Annotated in this window: 14 protein-coding genes; 2 read left to right on the forward strand and 12 right to left on the reverse strand. The window is 56.0% G+C overall.

Annotated features, from left to right (window positions below):
- Positions 1-3: 3 nt before the first annotated feature.
- The 3 genes from yggU to N7922_RS04085 are packed head-to-tail and all read right to left on the reverse strand — an operon-like array spanning position 4 to position 1,580.
- Positions 4-294, reverse strand: coding sequence for a DUF167 family protein YggU (gene yggU / locus N7922_RS04075; RefSeq protein WP_263099366.1), 291 nt, complete (start codon positions 292-294; stop codon positions 4-6).
- Complete coding sequence (locus N7922_RS04080; protein WP_263099367.1) at positions 291-857, reverse strand: YggT family protein; 567 nt, start codon at positions 855-857, stop codon at positions 291-293. The genes yggU and N7922_RS04080 overlap by 4 nt, the downstream gene beginning before the upstream one ends.
- Before the next feature lie 18 nt (positions 858-875).
- Positions 876-1,580 (reverse strand): YggS family pyridoxal phosphate-dependent enzyme, encoded by a 705-nt coding sequence (locus tag N7922_RS04085; protein ID WP_263099368.1) that lies wholly within the window; start codon positions 1,578-1,580, stop codon positions 876-878.
- Between the two features lie 17 nt (positions 1,581-1,597).
- Between N7922_RS04085 and N7922_RS04090 the strand changes: the two genes are divergently transcribed.
- Complete coding sequence (locus N7922_RS04090; RefSeq protein ID WP_263099369.1) at positions 1,598-2,578, forward strand: type IV pilus twitching motility protein PilT; 981 nt, start codon at positions 1,598-1,600, stop codon at positions 2,576-2,578.
- Here the strand turns inward: N7922_RS04090 and N7922_RS04095 are convergent.
- Complete coding sequence (locus N7922_RS04095) at positions 2,575-4,836, reverse strand: FAD-dependent oxidoreductase (protein WP_263099370.1); 2,262 nt, start codon at positions 4,834-4,836, stop codon at positions 2,575-2,577. The two genes, N7922_RS04090 and N7922_RS04095, sit on opposite strands and share 4 nt — an antisense overlap.
- Before the next feature lie 67 nt (positions 4,837-4,903).
- Here N7922_RS04095 and N7922_RS04100 point away from each other — a divergent pair, with 67 nt between their 5' ends.
- Positions 4,904-5,596, forward strand: a complete 693-nt coding sequence (locus N7922_RS04100) for an IclR family transcriptional regulator (protein ID WP_263099371.1) — start codon at positions 4,904-4,906, stop codon at positions 5,594-5,596.
- 162 nt (positions 5,597-5,758) lie between these two features.
- Here the strand turns inward: N7922_RS04100 and ruvX are convergent, their stop codons facing one another.
- The 8 genes from ruvX to metK form a co-directional block, all read right to left on the reverse strand.
- The gene (gene ruvX, locus N7922_RS04105) at positions 5,759-6,175 is read right to left on the reverse strand and encodes a Holliday junction resolvase RuvX (RefSeq protein ID WP_263099372.1); all 417 of its coding nucleotides are present in this window, start codon (positions 6,173-6,175) and stop codon (positions 5,759-5,761) included.
- Complete coding sequence (locus N7922_RS04110; protein WP_263099373.1) at positions 6,175-6,738, reverse strand: YqgE/AlgH family protein; 564 nt, start codon at positions 6,736-6,738, stop codon at positions 6,175-6,177. The genes ruvX and N7922_RS04110 overlap by 1 nt, the downstream gene beginning before the upstream one ends.
- A 122-nt stretch (positions 6,739-6,860) precedes the next feature.
- Complete coding sequence (gene gshB / locus N7922_RS04115) at positions 6,861-7,808, reverse strand: glutathione synthase (RefSeq protein WP_134318692.1); 948 nt, start codon at positions 7,806-7,808, stop codon at positions 6,861-6,863.
- 13 nt (positions 7,809-7,821) lie between these two features.
- The gene (gene rsmE, locus N7922_RS04120) at positions 7,822-8,553 is read right to left on the reverse strand and encodes a 16S rRNA (uracil(1498)-N(3))-methyltransferase (protein WP_263099374.1); all 732 of its coding nucleotides are present in this window, start codon (positions 8,551-8,553) and stop codon (positions 7,822-7,824) included.
- A gap of 96 nt (positions 8,554-8,649) precedes the next feature.
- On the reverse strand, positions 8,650-9,348 hold the full coding sequence (gene endA, locus N7922_RS04125; protein WP_263099375.1) for a deoxyribonuclease I: 699 nt from the start codon (positions 9,346-9,348) through the stop codon (positions 8,650-8,652).
- An 87-nt stretch (positions 9,349-9,435) separates the two neighbouring features.
- Positions 9,436-9,942, reverse strand: coding sequence for a SprT family zinc-dependent metalloprotease (locus N7922_RS04130; protein ID WP_263099376.1), 507 nt, complete (start codon positions 9,940-9,942; stop codon positions 9,436-9,438).
- Between the two features lie 74 nt (positions 9,943-10,016).
- A complete protein-coding gene (locus tag N7922_RS04135; protein WP_263099377.1) occupies positions 10,017-11,411 on the reverse strand; it encodes a sugar porter family MFS transporter in 1,395 nt (464 codons plus the stop codon).
- A gap of 402 nt (positions 11,412-11,813) precedes the next feature.
- Positions 11,814-12,968: a methionine adenosyltransferase gene (metK, locus tag N7922_RS04140; RefSeq protein WP_263099378.1), complete on the reverse strand. Its 1,155-nt coding sequence runs from the start codon at positions 12,966-12,968 to the stop codon at positions 11,814-11,816.
- Positions 12,969-13,389: the final 421 nt, after the last annotated feature.

Genomic DNA, 13,389 nt, shown 5'->3' on the forward strand with positions numbered 1-13,389 from the left:
ATCCTAATTTATCAGCGCCGCGACTTCCGTCGGGATCTGTTGCGGATGAGTGATTTTAATGTGTTTGTGGCGGCCCAGTTCGCCTTTTTCAATCACGACCTGGTTTTTGGCTACGCGGAACTGCTTTGCGAGATACTTAACCAGGTGAGCATTGGCCTGGCCGTCCACTGGCGGGGCGGTGATGGCGACTTTCAGTTCGTCGCCATGCAACCCGATGATACTGTCCCGGCTGGCTTTCGGCTGAATATACAGCCGCAAAACCAGCCCGTCTTCGCAAACGAGCACGGCACTCATAGCGCCATCCACAGCCCCGGCAGCAGGATATTGCCAGTGGATTGCAGCACTTCGGCAACCCCCATATTGATGACATACAGTAGCAGCACCAGCACCATTGGCGAGAAATCGATCCCGCCCATTGCCGGCAGCAGGTTACGGATAGGGCGCAGCAACGGTTCGGTCAACTGCATTAACGCGTATTCCACCGGGCTACGTCCCTGGCTGATCCAGCTCATAATCGCCATCACCAGCAGTACCCAGAAAACCATCTGGCCGACTGTCTTCAGTAAAATCAGCAGGGCGGAGATCCAGATAATCGGCTGGAAAGTCACCACCATAAACAGCACGATCGCTTTGATAAAGCTCAGAATAAAGGCTATCAACAGCGATGCGCTGTCAATCGGCCCAAGCGACGGCAGAATGCGGCGCAGCGGCCCGACAATCGGCTGCGTGGCTTTCACCACGAACTGCGAAAACGGGTTGTAAAAATCGCAGCGAGCCCACTGCATCCAGACGCGCAACAGCAGAACCATCGTATAGAGTTCAATGACCGTCGAGAGCAGGAAAGTCAACGTCTTCATGGCGTTCCTCAGTTTTCCTTAATTTTTTGTGTAATCGCGCGCACCAAAAATGGCCGTTCCGATGCGCACCATGGTGCTGCCAGCCGCAATGGCGGCGGCCATATCGTCTGTCATGCCCAACGACAGTGTATCCACCGTTGGATAGCGGGTTTTCAACGCCTCAAATGCTACCGCCATTTGCTGCGCGACGGCAAACTGTCGCTGATACTCTGCTTCCGGCGCGGGAATCGCCATCAACCCGCGCAGGCGGATCCCCGGTAATTCCACGACCTGCGCCGCCAGCGCATCCAACTCGCTGAGTGCGATGCCAGATTTGCTCTGCTCGTCGCTGATGTTGATTTGAATCAGCACGTTCAGCGGTGCAAGCGTTGCCGGGCGCTGCTCGCTTAACCGACTGGCGATACGCAGCCTGTCTACGGTATGGCACCAGTCAAAATGCTCGGCAACCAGACGACTTTTGTTGGACTGTAATGGACCGATAAAGTGCCATTGCAGACCTTCAACGCCGGCTTCCTGAAAATGGCGGATTTTATCCACCCCTTCCTGAACATAGTTTTCGCCAAAGGCGCGTTGCCCGGCGTCAATAGCCTCTGCGACGGCGCTCGCAGGTTTGGTTTTGCTCACGGCAAGTAGAACAACTTCCTCTGGAGCACGGCCGCAACTCGTTGCCGCAGCGGAGATTTTGTCCCGGACCTGTGCCAGGTTATGTGCGATATCGTTCATGATTCCAGGGTGGCTATATGGATATAGAAAAAATAGTGGAGCTTAGTGTAAAGCATAATGTCTCGGATCTACACCTGTGCAGTGGGCGTTCTCCACGCTGGCGGCAACAAGGGCGGCTGGAGCCCGCGCCTTTTCCCTGTCCGGACATCGCTGCACTCATGAACAGGCATCTTAGCGAAATGCTGCAAAGCCAGTGGCGGGAGCAGGGGCAGGTGGATTTTGCGCTCACCACTGCCAGCGGTCTGCGTTTGCGCGCCGGGGCGTTTGCCCGTCATGACGGTATTTCACTGGCGCTGCGGTTATTACCGCAACGCTGCCCGCAGCTCAGCGAACTTGATGCGCCACAGGCGCTTACCGGGTTGCTCGCGCAGGAACACGGTTTGATTCTGGTGACCGGCGCTACAGGCAGCGGTAAATCGACAACGCTTTCGGCAATGGTTAATCACCTTAATCAGCGCCTGGACGGGCATATAGTGACGCTTGAAGATCCGATTGAGTTTGTGCACACCAGCGAACGTTGCTTAATCCAGCAGCGGGAGGTCGGTCTGCACTGCCCATCATTTGCCAGCGGACTGCGTGCGGCATTACGTGAGGATCCGGATGTGATCCTGCTTGGCGAGTTGCGCGACAGTGATACGATCTGGCTGGCGTTGACGGCGGCGGAGACCGGGCATCTGGTGCTGGCGACGCTGCATACGCGCGGCGCAGCGCAGGCGGTGGAACGGCTGGTGGATGCTTTCCCGGCGCAGGAAAAAGACCCTGTGCGCAGCCAGCTTGCCGGAAGTTTACTGGCGGTGCTGGCGCAAAAACTGGAAGCCGATAAACAAGAAGGGCGGGTCGCGCTGTTTGAACTGCTGGTGAATACCCCGGCATCGGCGAACCTGATCCGCGAAGGCAAGACGCATCAACTGCCCGGTGTGATGCAAACCGGGCAGCAGGCGGGGATGCTGACATTTGCGCAAAGCCGTCAGCAACGCGAACAGGCGGGGCGGCTTTAGCTTACGTTCAGGGAGTAAACCGCCGGGAGTGCACCTGCTGTGGCGAGGATCTCTAACCGGATGCTTGTCACCGTGAGCGGTTCGTCCAAGCGATGTTGACACACGGAGTGGTGATTCGCCTTAACCTCGGCCAGCAACCGATCATCTGCCCACAAGCGGTAGTGCGTAATGCAGTGCGGCGTCACGGCATCGGGGTGACCCATTTGTACCGACTCCATGGCGTTGTCGAAGTCGTTATCCTGCACCAGCGTTAGCTGTTGCAGCGACTGCGGCGTACGCCAGCGCCAGATGATTTCAGGCACATTGTCGTCTACAGCCGGGCTCCAGGCATTGATTTGCTGTTCCGGACGCAGGCGACCATTCAGAACATTTTGCGCCCCCCAGTGTGCTAACGGCTGGCTGACTCGCAGGGCGGGCATGATCTGTTGCGGGTGACGGCGCGGTAACCAGAAGTCGAACTCATCCACGCCGTAATCGCCGTCTGCCACCTGGCGAGTATGTTTCGCTACGCGGGCATTCAGGCTGTTAAACACCGTCATCATTCCAGGCAGATGGGTGTCGGTCAACGCGATCTCCACGCTTTCCCGGGCGTCAAACGCGAGGAACAGGTACTGGTCGCGATCGCTTTGCCAGTTAAACGTAAGCGTGTACTCACCTTCGCCACGGGAAAGATGCAGTACGCACTCGTCATACTGGTCGTCCGGTGTGAAATTCCCGGCGCGTTTGCTACCCAGCAACGACACCGCCAGTTGCTGCTGGGTAGCGGAACGCAGGCGCAGCGTAATCTCCGGCAATGGTGCGCCTGCCTGCACCGGTAGCAGCAGCGCCATCCGTTCCGCCAGCGGTTGCCACTGACCATTCGGCGCAAGCTCCGTGAGTTGGTACTCACTGCTGGCGCTGACCATCGCACCCTGCGCCGGATCGCTCAGCCAGTGGCGCGGAATGTAACAGCCATTACGCTGCAACTGCTGCTGTAGCGCGCTGATATGCTCAGGCCTGGCCAGCTCGCGCGGGGTAAGATTATATGTTTTGCACAGTGCGGCGGCGCGGCCCACCACTTCGCCCAGCAGACCGCAGGTGCACATTACGCGCGCGCTGCCGAAGGCCACATGAGAGGCGGAAATCAACCGCCCGGTCAGTAGCAAATTATCCAGCGTGCGGCTGTAGAGGCTACGAAAGGGAATAGTGTAAGTGCCTTTACTGTGGAACTGGCGGCAGCCGTCATGGGTGCTGTAAACGCCATCCGCCGGGTGCAAATCAATAGACCAGCCGCCATAGGCGACGGCGTCATAGTGATCGCGTTGCGCAATAATGTCCTGCTGGCAGAGCAGGTGGTCGCCCACAAAGCGGCGGCTTTCCCGTTTGCCGGGGATCGCACCGACCCACTCAATGGTCATGTTCGCGGCCTCCGGAAACTGACCCGAATTTTTAATATGATCCCAGACGCCCCAGACGATTTTCCACAGCTCCCATTTGATCTCTTCGCTTTCATGCACGGTATCGAGACGCCCGCCCCATTCCAGCCACCACAGATCGCAGCCGTTAAGTGTTGACGTGAGTCGTTTGTAACGCGGGATGTCGGTAATGTCTTTCAGCGCAAAAGAAGGGGGGATGAAATTGACCGGACCGGCAGTTTGCTTGGTATAGAAATAAATCGAGTGCCCCAGTTTATTACCGAAGTTATCACCCGGCGCCATCTTTTCATCCAGCTCTTCCGCCTCTTCTGCGCCTTCCCGATATTCCGCCCCGGCGAGAAAACCCAGCACGCCATCGCCTGTGGCATCGCAAAACTGTTCTGCACTGACGATATAAAACGTTTCGTTAATCGGGTTAAAGGCGCTGACCTGTGTTATGCGCTGTTGCTCTTTTTCCACCTCATAGACGGCTGTGTTCAGCAAGAGCGTGAGACCCGGCTGCGTTTTCGCCAGGTCCAGCAGTACCAGATCGAACATCACCGGGTTACCCTCTTTATTACGCCAGAGGTTCTCCTCCATGATCTCGCCCATAATGCCGCCTTCGCGTGCCCAGCGGTTATTATTCCCCATATGCGACGTCGCGCCATTGGCCCACAGCCGCACTTCGCTGGAGGCGTTGCCGCCCAGCACCGGCCGGTCCTGGATCAGCACAACCTGCAAGCCGTCACGCGCGGCGGCGAGGGCTGCGCACAGCCCTGCCAGCCCACCGCCTGCGACCAGCAGGTCGGCATGCAGGTATTGTGTCGGAAAGCTTCTGGCGGCGGATTGGGGAAAGATTTTCATAACCTTGTATCCTTCTTTACTGACGGTAAAATCGACTCTTTGAGCAACCTGAGAAGCGAACCCTGCTATGTCTTCACAACCGAACCAAAGCCTGATTGACGGTATTCGCTGCCTGCAGTACCTGGTGTCCAGCGGCCGTGCTATTGGCTGTCGCGAGCTGGCGCGCCTGATGGGGATCAATACCACCCGCGTAAACCGGTTATTGATGACCATGGCCTCTATCGGCCTGACCATGCAGGATGCTCAACGACGCTATTTACCCGGCCCCGGTATTCACGCACTGGCCGCTCAGGCCATTCGCGGGTCGGCGCTGTTCTCCCATGCCCTCCCCTTGCTGGAACGCTACGCCCCGAAAGATATCGTGGTCGCGATGGCCGTGCTGTGGGAGGACCAGGTTATTTACATCTATCACTCCGAACCCGGCAGCCAGGTTAGCCAGGCGTTGGCCGGTTTCCATATGCTCCCTGCCTGGCAATCCGTGATTGGCATGTCTCTGCTGGCGGCGGAAAGCGATGACGATCTGCGAAAACGCTTTACCGATGAGCAATGGCGGCAGCTTGGCCCGCACGTTGCCCAGCAGCGTGAGCAGGGGCATGTCGTCTGGCGCCATGACGACGGCGAAATTTCTATGGCGCAGCCTCTCGGTGCTCACTCTGCTGCACTGGCGTTCGCCGGAATGTGGCAGGTGAACGAAACGGTGGTGGAAACGCGCCTGCAGGAACTCCACACGCTGGTAAATCGTCTGACGGAAAAGCCCTGAACGCCACTCACATAGCCTGATATGTTTCTTTTATAGAAACACTGCGAGAAATGCAAAAAGCACGGGCTTAATTTGTGAGCACGATCGGCAGAAAGCCGCGAATGATGCGCGGCTTGATGAGGGGGAAGGCGTTATCGACAGCGGAGTCCGCTCCTGACGGGATCAGAGGTTCTGTTCGAACCAGCTTTCGAGGATGATGACGGCGGAAGCCGAATCCACACTGCCTTTATTGAGGGCGCGGAATCCCCCGCGCTCAAACAGCCCGGAGCGGGCTTCGACGGTGCTGAGCCGCTCATCATGCAGCGTGATCTGCACGCCGAAACGGCCATGTATCTTATTGGCAAAGTTACGCGCCCTGGCCGTCAGCGGCTGTTCGGTGCCGTCCATATTCAGCGGTAAACCGACGATCACGGCTTCTGGTTGCCACTCTTTTAACAGCTTTTCGATGGCGCCCCAGTTCGGCGTGCCATCCTGCGCTTTCAGTGCGGTCAGCGCCCTGGCGGTGCCTGTAATGCGCTGCCCAATGGCTACGCCAATGCTTTTAGTGCCAAAATCAAAGGCTAACAGAGTTCCGCTCATCAGGCGTGCCCCGCAACACCCGGCATGGTGGAGATATCAATGCCGATAAGTTTTGCCGCTTCACGCCAGCGATCGGCGATAGGCGTTTTAAACAGGATGTTAAGATCCGCCGGGGCAGTCAGCCACGCATTATCGAGGATCTCCTGCTCCAGTTGCCCTTTTTCCCAGGAGGCATAGCCCAACGCGACCAGCACTTCGCTCGGCTGTTCCGCCGTACCCAGCGTTTCGAGGACATCACGCGATGTTGTCACGACGGTGTTGTCAGAGACGCGGATGCTGGAGGAGAAACTGGCGGGCGGCGTGTGCAGTATAAAACCACGATCTTCCGCCAACGGGCCGCCGAGCAGCACCGGTTTATCCAGACGGATCGACGGGTCGCGAGACTCTGGCTGGATTTTGAGTTTTTCCAGCACGCCATCTACTTTCAGGTTTTCCAACGGCTTGTTGATGACAAGCCCCATCGCGCCTTCGTCGTTGTACTCGCAAATATAAACCACGGAGCGCCGGAAGAGGGGATCCTGAAGAGCAGGCATGGCAATAAGAAAGTGATGCTGTAAATTCATTGTCAGAGGTTCTGTTTCCTGGTTCAAAAAAGCGACAGTCTAGTATGCGGTGAAAGCAGAATGCTGTCACTAGCCAAACCTGGCAGGATACGGGTTCCTTCCCGTATCCGGAGCGTTGAGGCTTATTTACCCAGGCGTTTCTCGATGGCGTCCATCAGCATGCCGGTGATCGAGATCGGGAATTCAGCTTCAATTTCACGTACACAGGTCGGGCTGGTGACGTTAATTTCAGTCAGACGATCGCCGATAATATCCAGACCAACAAAAATCAGTCCTTTCGCTTTCAGCGTCGGGGCGACTTTCCGGGCAATCGCCCAGTCGCTTTCGCTCAGTGGGCGAGGTTCGCCGCGACCGCCCGCCGCCAGGTTGCCGCGGGTTTCCCCCCCTTGCGGGATGCGCGCCAGGCAGTAAGGCACCGGCTCGCCATCCACAACCAGCACGCGTTTGTCGCCATCTTTAATGGCTGGCAGATAGTTCTGCGCCATGCAGTAACGGTTGCCCAGTTCGGTCAGGGTTTCGGCAATCACCGACAGGTTTGGATCACCTTCTTTCACGCGGAAAATTGAGGTGCCGCCCATCCCATCCAGCGGTTTGAGAATAATGTCGCCATGCTTCTGCCAGAACGCTTTCAACTGCGCTTTGTTGCGGGTAACCAGCGTTTCCGGGGTTAATTCCGCGAACCAGGCGGTGAACAATTTTTCGTTACAATCGCGCAGGCTTTGCGGCTTGTTGACGATCAGCGTCCCTTTCTCTTCAGCACGTTCAAGGATATAGGTCGCGTAAATGTATTCGGTATCGAACGGCGGATCCTTGCGCATCAGAATGGTATCCAGATCGGCGAGCGGAATATCCTGCTCGCTGCCGAATTCGTACCATTTGTCGTAGTTTTGCTCGACGGATAGCTTACGGGTGCGCGCGCGGGCTTCGCCATTGATCAGGTAGAGATCGGCCATTTCCATATAGTGCAGCTCATAGCCGCGGCGCTGTGCTTCCAGCAGCATGGCGAAGCTGGTGTCTTTTTTGATGTTAATGTCCGCGATGGGATCCATCACGATGCCGAGCTTAATCATTTTGCTTCTCCTCTCAACCCAGGTCGCCAAAGCGTACCTGAAGCGCGGTGATGGCGGTAAGCGCCGTGGTCTCTGTGCGTAGTACGCGTGGCCCTAACAAAATATCCGTGAACTGATAGCGTGCGGTCATGGCAATCTCATCGGCAGTTAACCCGCCCTCCGGACCAATCAGCAGCCGCACACGTTCCACCGGCAACGGCAGGGTATTGATACTTTGGCTGGCGCGCGGATGCAGGTTCAGCTTCAGGCCGGTATCCTCTTCAGCGCACCAGGCCTCCAGATCCATCGCCGGGCGAATTTCCGGAACGCGGTTACGCCCGCATTGCTCGCAGGCGGCAATCGCAATCTTTTGCCACTGCTGAAGCTTCTTGCTCAGGCGTTCGGCATCCAGTTTAACGCCGCAGCGTTCAGAAAAAAGTGGCGTAATGAGGCTTACCCCAAGCTCAATGGATTTCTGAATGGTGAATTCCATTTTTTCGCCGCGGGACATTACCTGCCCGAGGTGGATATGCACCGGCGATTCCCGGTCGTCCACATCGGCGCGAAGCACATTCACCCGCACGCTTTTTTTATCCGCATGGACGATTTCCGCCTCGAAGACCTGGTTCGAACCATCAAACAACTGAATCGCCTGGCCCGGTCCCATACGCAGCACGCGGCCGACATGGTTTGCCGCGTCCTCACTGAGTGCGATTTCGCCGCCAGGCTGGATGCGTTCCGGATGATGAATGCGGGGAGTGCGCATAGTATGAAATTCCATGTGTGGGGCGGCGCGGTCTATTCCCTCCGCCATAGAAGGGGGAGGGTGCGCCTGCAAATAAATAATTGCCGCTAGTGTAGGTTAGCTCTTTCGCGCCATGCAAGCGCGCTGCACGTACGGATTATGGTTGCCCTGTACGCTGGCGATGCGCGCATCGCGTTCGCACTCCCAGTCGGTCACCGGGTACTGTTTATCCCAGGCGGTAAACAACTGCGTTTGCTGGCGTGAAAGCGTAATTTGATACTGGTCGCGCATATAGAAATAGGTGCGGGCAATCGCACCGCGGGCGCGGGCCGGCGGTTCGGCGAGTTTGGCTTTAAAATGGATTTTCATGGCGCACTGGCCGTACTGACCCTCACCACCATTCCACTGGCTGTACATAAAGTTGCCGCGATCGCCGTTCACCTCGCCTACAGCGGGTTGCAGGTTATGCATATCGCTTTCGATTTTGCGGTACACCGGATCTTTCGCGCAGTTCTGCCGTCCGCCATCCTGCCAGCACTGGCGCTGGTGGCCGAACTGCCAGGCAGGCATGACATGCTCCCACTCGATACGGCTGGCGCGGTTTTCGTTCTTCCGCACCTGATAGCCGCAGGAGGCGAGATCGACCACGCCTTTTTTCCCCTGCCAGTTAATTTTACACCCGCAGTAGAAGTCTCCCGGCGCATCAGCGTTCACTTTGACGCCTGCCGCTTTGGCCTGGGCAAAACTGTTGATCCCGTCTGCGGCCAGCGCAGGAACGGCAATAAGAGTCAATAAAAGTGAGAAAAGACGAAACATGGCGAACTCCCTGTCAAAACGAGTCCGCAACGTAACGGAAGGCGTTGCCTGATGCAATCAGTAAGAGCAGAAAACTTCTTAATGGATTCAGTTACTCGCGTCGGCAATCAGCGGCTCGCCGCAGCGAACACAACGGTAAACCGCTTCGCCGCGTACCACCCGGTTATGTCTGCGCACGGTTAACTGGTGCTGCTGGCATTTGCAGCGGTAGGGAAAAGTATTGCGCTGTACGGATTCCAGCTCGAACTGATGGGTGCGTCTGGCGGGAACACCCAGTACGCCTTCCATCATCCATTTCCACTCTTTGCCATGAGGCGCGACACGGCCAAAGTGTTTCCACACCAGCAGATGCGCCAGTTCGTGAGGAACCACCTCGTCAATAAATGCCTGTTCGTTTTCCAGTAATAACACCGGATTAAGCCGGATTTCGTAATCCGCCAGCCAGGCGGTACCAGCGGCCGTGCCGCGCTGTTGATAAATGAGTTTAGGCTCCGGGTAATTGCGCCCCAGTTTTTGGTTTGCCTGGGCGAGTTTTTCTCGCAGGCTGCGCATGACGGCTTGTTGCGTGGCGATGGGAAGGCGGGGTGTTTTCATAGTTGCAGAGCATAGGATGGGCGAAGCGGGAGTGCAAGGGGGGAAGGCTTCCTCCGGGGAGGAAGCCTTCAGGGTTAGTTGTGGGAACCAATTTCGCGCAGCGGGCGACCGCGCATCAGATTGCGTTCGATATGCTCCAGAGAAACGTGTTTGGTTTCCGGCACCAGCCACAGCGTCAGGACGATAAACAGCACATTCAGCGCGCCATATACCCAGAAGGTGTTGGCATTGCCCAGCGAATTGAGCATGGTCAGGAACGTCGCGCCGACGATCATATTGGCAATCCAGTTGGTTGCTGTTGAGCAGGTGATACCAAAATCGCGGCCTTTCAGCGGCTGGATTTCGGAACACAGTACCCAAATCAACGGACCGGCGCTCATGGCGAAACCAATGATGAACATCAACAGCATCGCAACCGCGAAGTACTGTGCCGACGGGGAGTGGATGCCCATATGCAGCATGGTGCCCAGAATGCCCATACCCGCCGCCATCACCATGAAGCCCAGCACCAGCGTCGGTTTACGTCCCCAACGGTCCACAAGGCCGATCGCAATAAACGTCGCCAGTACGTTGGTCAGACCAACAATCACCGTGCCCCACATCTGCTCGGTGGTATTGGTGTAGCCCGCCAGTTCGAAGATTTTTGGCGCGTAATACATGATGACGTTCATCCCGGTGAACTGCTGCATCACCTGTAGCAAGACACCAAGAAACACGGCGCGGCGGAAGTTGCTGTTCTCTTTGAACAGCGACCAGCCGGTCTGTTTCACTTGCAGGCTTTCGCGGATCTCTTCGAGCTCATTTTTTGCTTCAGCACTGGTGTCGCGCAGGCGCAACAACACGCGTTCCGCATCGTGGAAACGGCGTTTTGCGGCAAACCAGCGCGGGCTGTCTGGCAGGAAGAAGACGCCAATTAACAGCAGGATAGCCGGAATAATGATCACTCCCAGCATCCAGCGCCATTCACCGCTGTAGCTGAACGCCGTATCGGAAAGATAAGCACCGAGGATACCGATGGTGATCATCAACTGATACATGGAGATCATGCTGCCGCGGATTTTTTCCGGGGCAATTTCCGACAGGTAGAGCGGTGCGGTGTAGGAAGCGACGCCCACGGCAAGGCCCAGCAGTACGCGGGAGATAATCAGCACGTCAACGTTCGGCGCAGCGGCGGAGCACAACGAGCCGATCACAAAAAGTACGGCGCCGATCATCAGGCTCTTTTTACGGCCGAGACGCCACGAGAGCCATCCGCTGCCGACAGCGCCCACGGCGGCGCCGAACATCATCGAACTGACCACCCACTCCTGGGTATGTGAGCTAATTTGAAAATCATCTGTGATAAAGGGCAGTGCGCCCGCGATCACGCCAATATCCAGGCCAAAAAGCAATCCCGCCAGTGCTGCGAGGAAACAGACAAAGAAGGTCATTGCCTTGTTTGAACGCCCCTGTTTTTTCGTGTCAGGCATTATGCCCTCCATTGATGTCATTGGTTTTATCGGTGTCAAAGGTAGGTCAGGAATACGCAAAAATATGTGATTACTATCACACGAGTGTAATCGGTTACATTGCAAGCATGGATGCAATGTAAATAAAAGTCATAAATATTATAGAATTACTGAAGAGTGAATGTGAGGTGGTTGACGAGATTTCAGACTAAGCTGAAGCATTATGTAACAATCATCAGTTTTCTGCTTTTCAAAGAGAGAATTCTGATTTTTTACCGAAACGGTGTGATGTAATCGCTTTCATTCGGAGGGGTAATGAGCTAAGTGGGTATTGGCGTTGAGAAAAAACGTGTTGGGATGAAGGGCGGAGAATATAAAAAAGGCCAGCACGAGGCTGGCCTTAAAGCCGAAATTGCCAGAGGATTATTTCAGACCAGCAGCTTCACGCAGTGCATCGGCTTTGTCGGTTTTTTCCCATGGGAACGTTTCGCGACCAAAGTGACCGTATGCGGCGGTTTGTTTGTAGATCGGGTGCAGCAGATCCAGCATCTGGATCAGACCGTACGGACGCAGATCGAAGAATTCGCGCACCAGCAGGATCAACTGCTCGCTGGCGATTTTCTCGGTACCGAAGGTTTCCACCATGATGGAGGTCGGTTCCGCCACGCCGATAGCGTAGGAGACCTGGATCTCACAACGGTCGGCCAGGCCCGCAGCAACGATGTTTTTCGCCACGTAACGGGCAGCATAAGCGGCGGAACGGTCAACTTTAGACGGATCCTTACCGGAGAATGCGCCGCCACCGTGACGCGCCATGCCGCCGTAGGTATCAACGATAATTTTACGCCCGGTCAGGCCACAGTCGCCCATTGGGCCACCGATAACGAAACGGCCAGTCGGGTTGATAAAGAATTTGGTGGATTCATTCAGCCACTCAGACGGCAGGATCGGCTTGATGATCTCTTCCATCACCGCTTCTTGCAGGGATTTCTGGTCGATATTCTCTGCATGCTGTGTGGACAGAACGACCGCATCGATGCCGGCAATTTTGCCGTCTTCATACTGGAAAGTGACCTGGCTTTTCGCGTCCGGGCGCAGCCACGGCAGGGTGCCGTTTTTACGCACTTCAGCCTGACGCTCAACCAGACGGTGCGCATAGGTGATCGGTGCAGGCATCAGCACGTCGGTTTCATTGGTCGCGTAACCAAACATCAACCCCTGGTCGCCTGCGCCTTGTTCCAGCGGATCGGCACGGTCAACGCCCTGGTTGATATCCGGAGATTGTTTACCAATCGCGCTCAGTACGGCGCAAGAGTTGGCGTCAAAGCCCATGTCGGAATGCACATAGCCAATTTCACGGACGGTATTACGAGTGATCTCTTCGATATCAACCCATGCGCTGGTGGTAATCTCGCCACCCACCAGCACCATGCCGGTTTTGACGTAAGTTTCACACGCAACGCGCGCTTTCGGATCCTGCTCGAGGATCGCATCCAGCACGGCGTCGGAAATTTGGTCAGCGATTTTGTCAGGATGCCCTTCGGAGACGGACTCGGACGTAAAAAGGTGTTTTGCCATATGTTGTTTTCACCCTGGAGTAATACGGTTAGCTCGAATTCTGCGTCTGGATATGCCTTCGCGGTGGCGCCGCGGGGACTGCAGGTTATGACGCAAAAGTCTAAGTGTTAATCAATATAGACGGATTAACATCTGGATGGCTATTCTAGGTTACTTCTTGACCCTATTGCCAGCGCTTTTTGATGTTCGCCCTTCCTGTCACAAATAGTGACGGAAAATTTTCCTGGCAATGCGTCAAACACAGCTTTTTTATTTTGCATTTTCACCCCGTTGTCGGTATAAAACGCCGCGCGCGGCTCACTTAAAAAAGCGCACGGCAAAAACGCTGTGTCGCCACTTCCAGCCGGGTTAAGCAGTGAATTTAATGGCTTTGGCTTGTCGCGGGTTGTAAAAGGCTTGCGTGGAGGTGATACGAGATAAT

Origin of the sequence: Kosakonia sp. ML.JS2a (assembly GCF_025642095.1) — a bacterium.
In the GTDB taxonomy this organism is placed as follows: domain Bacteria; phylum Pseudomonadota; class Gammaproteobacteria; order Enterobacterales; family Enterobacteriaceae.

Coding starts and splice junctions, on each gene's coding strand:
- yggU (WP_263099366.1), bottom strand. CDS start 294: ATGAGTGCCGTGCTCGTTTGCGAAGACGGGCTGGTTTTGCGGCTGTAT.
- N7922_RS04080 (WP_263099367.1), bottom strand. CDS start 857: ATGAAGACGTTGACTTTCCTGCTCTCGACGGTCATTGAACTCTATACG.
- N7922_RS04085 (WP_263099368.1), bottom strand. CDS start 1,580: ATGAACGATATCGCACATAACCTGGCACAGGTCCGGGACAAAATCTCC.
- N7922_RS04090 (WP_263099369.1), top strand. CDS start 1,598: ATGGATATAGAAAAAATAGTGGAGCTTAGTGTAAAGCATAATGTCTCG.
- N7922_RS04095 (WP_263099370.1), bottom strand. CDS start 4,836: ATGAAAATCTTTCCCCAATCCGCCGCCAGAAGCTTTCCGACACAATAC.
- N7922_RS04100 (WP_263099371.1), top strand. CDS start 4,904: ATGTCTTCACAACCGAACCAAAGCCTGATTGACGGTATTCGCTGCCTG.
- ruvX (WP_263099372.1), bottom strand. CDS start 6,175: ATGAGCGGAACTCTGTTAGCCTTTGATTTTGGCACTAAAAGCATTGGC.
- N7922_RS04110 (WP_263099373.1), bottom strand. CDS start 6,738: ATGAATTTACAGCATCACTTTCTTATTGCCATGCCTGCTCTTCAGGAT.
- gshB (WP_134318692.1), bottom strand. CDS start 7,808: ATGATTAAGCTCGGCATCGTGATGGATCCCATCGCGGACATTAACATC.
- rsmE (WP_263099374.1), bottom strand. CDS start 8,553: ATGCGCACTCCCCGCATTCATCATCCGGAACGCATCCAGCCTGGCGGC.
- endA (WP_263099375.1), bottom strand. CDS start 9,348: ATGTTTCGTCTTTTCTCACTTTTATTGACTCTTATTGCCGTTCCTGCG.
- N7922_RS04130 (WP_263099376.1), bottom strand. CDS start 9,942: ATGAAAACACCCCGCCTTCCCATCGCCACGCAACAAGCCGTCATGCGC.
- N7922_RS04135 (WP_263099377.1), bottom strand. CDS start 11,411: ATGCCTGACACGAAAAAACAGGGGCGTTCAAACAAGGCAATGACCTTC.
- metK (WP_263099378.1), bottom strand. CDS start 12,968: ATGGCAAAACACCTTTTTACGTCCGAGTCCGTCTCCGAAGGGCATCCT.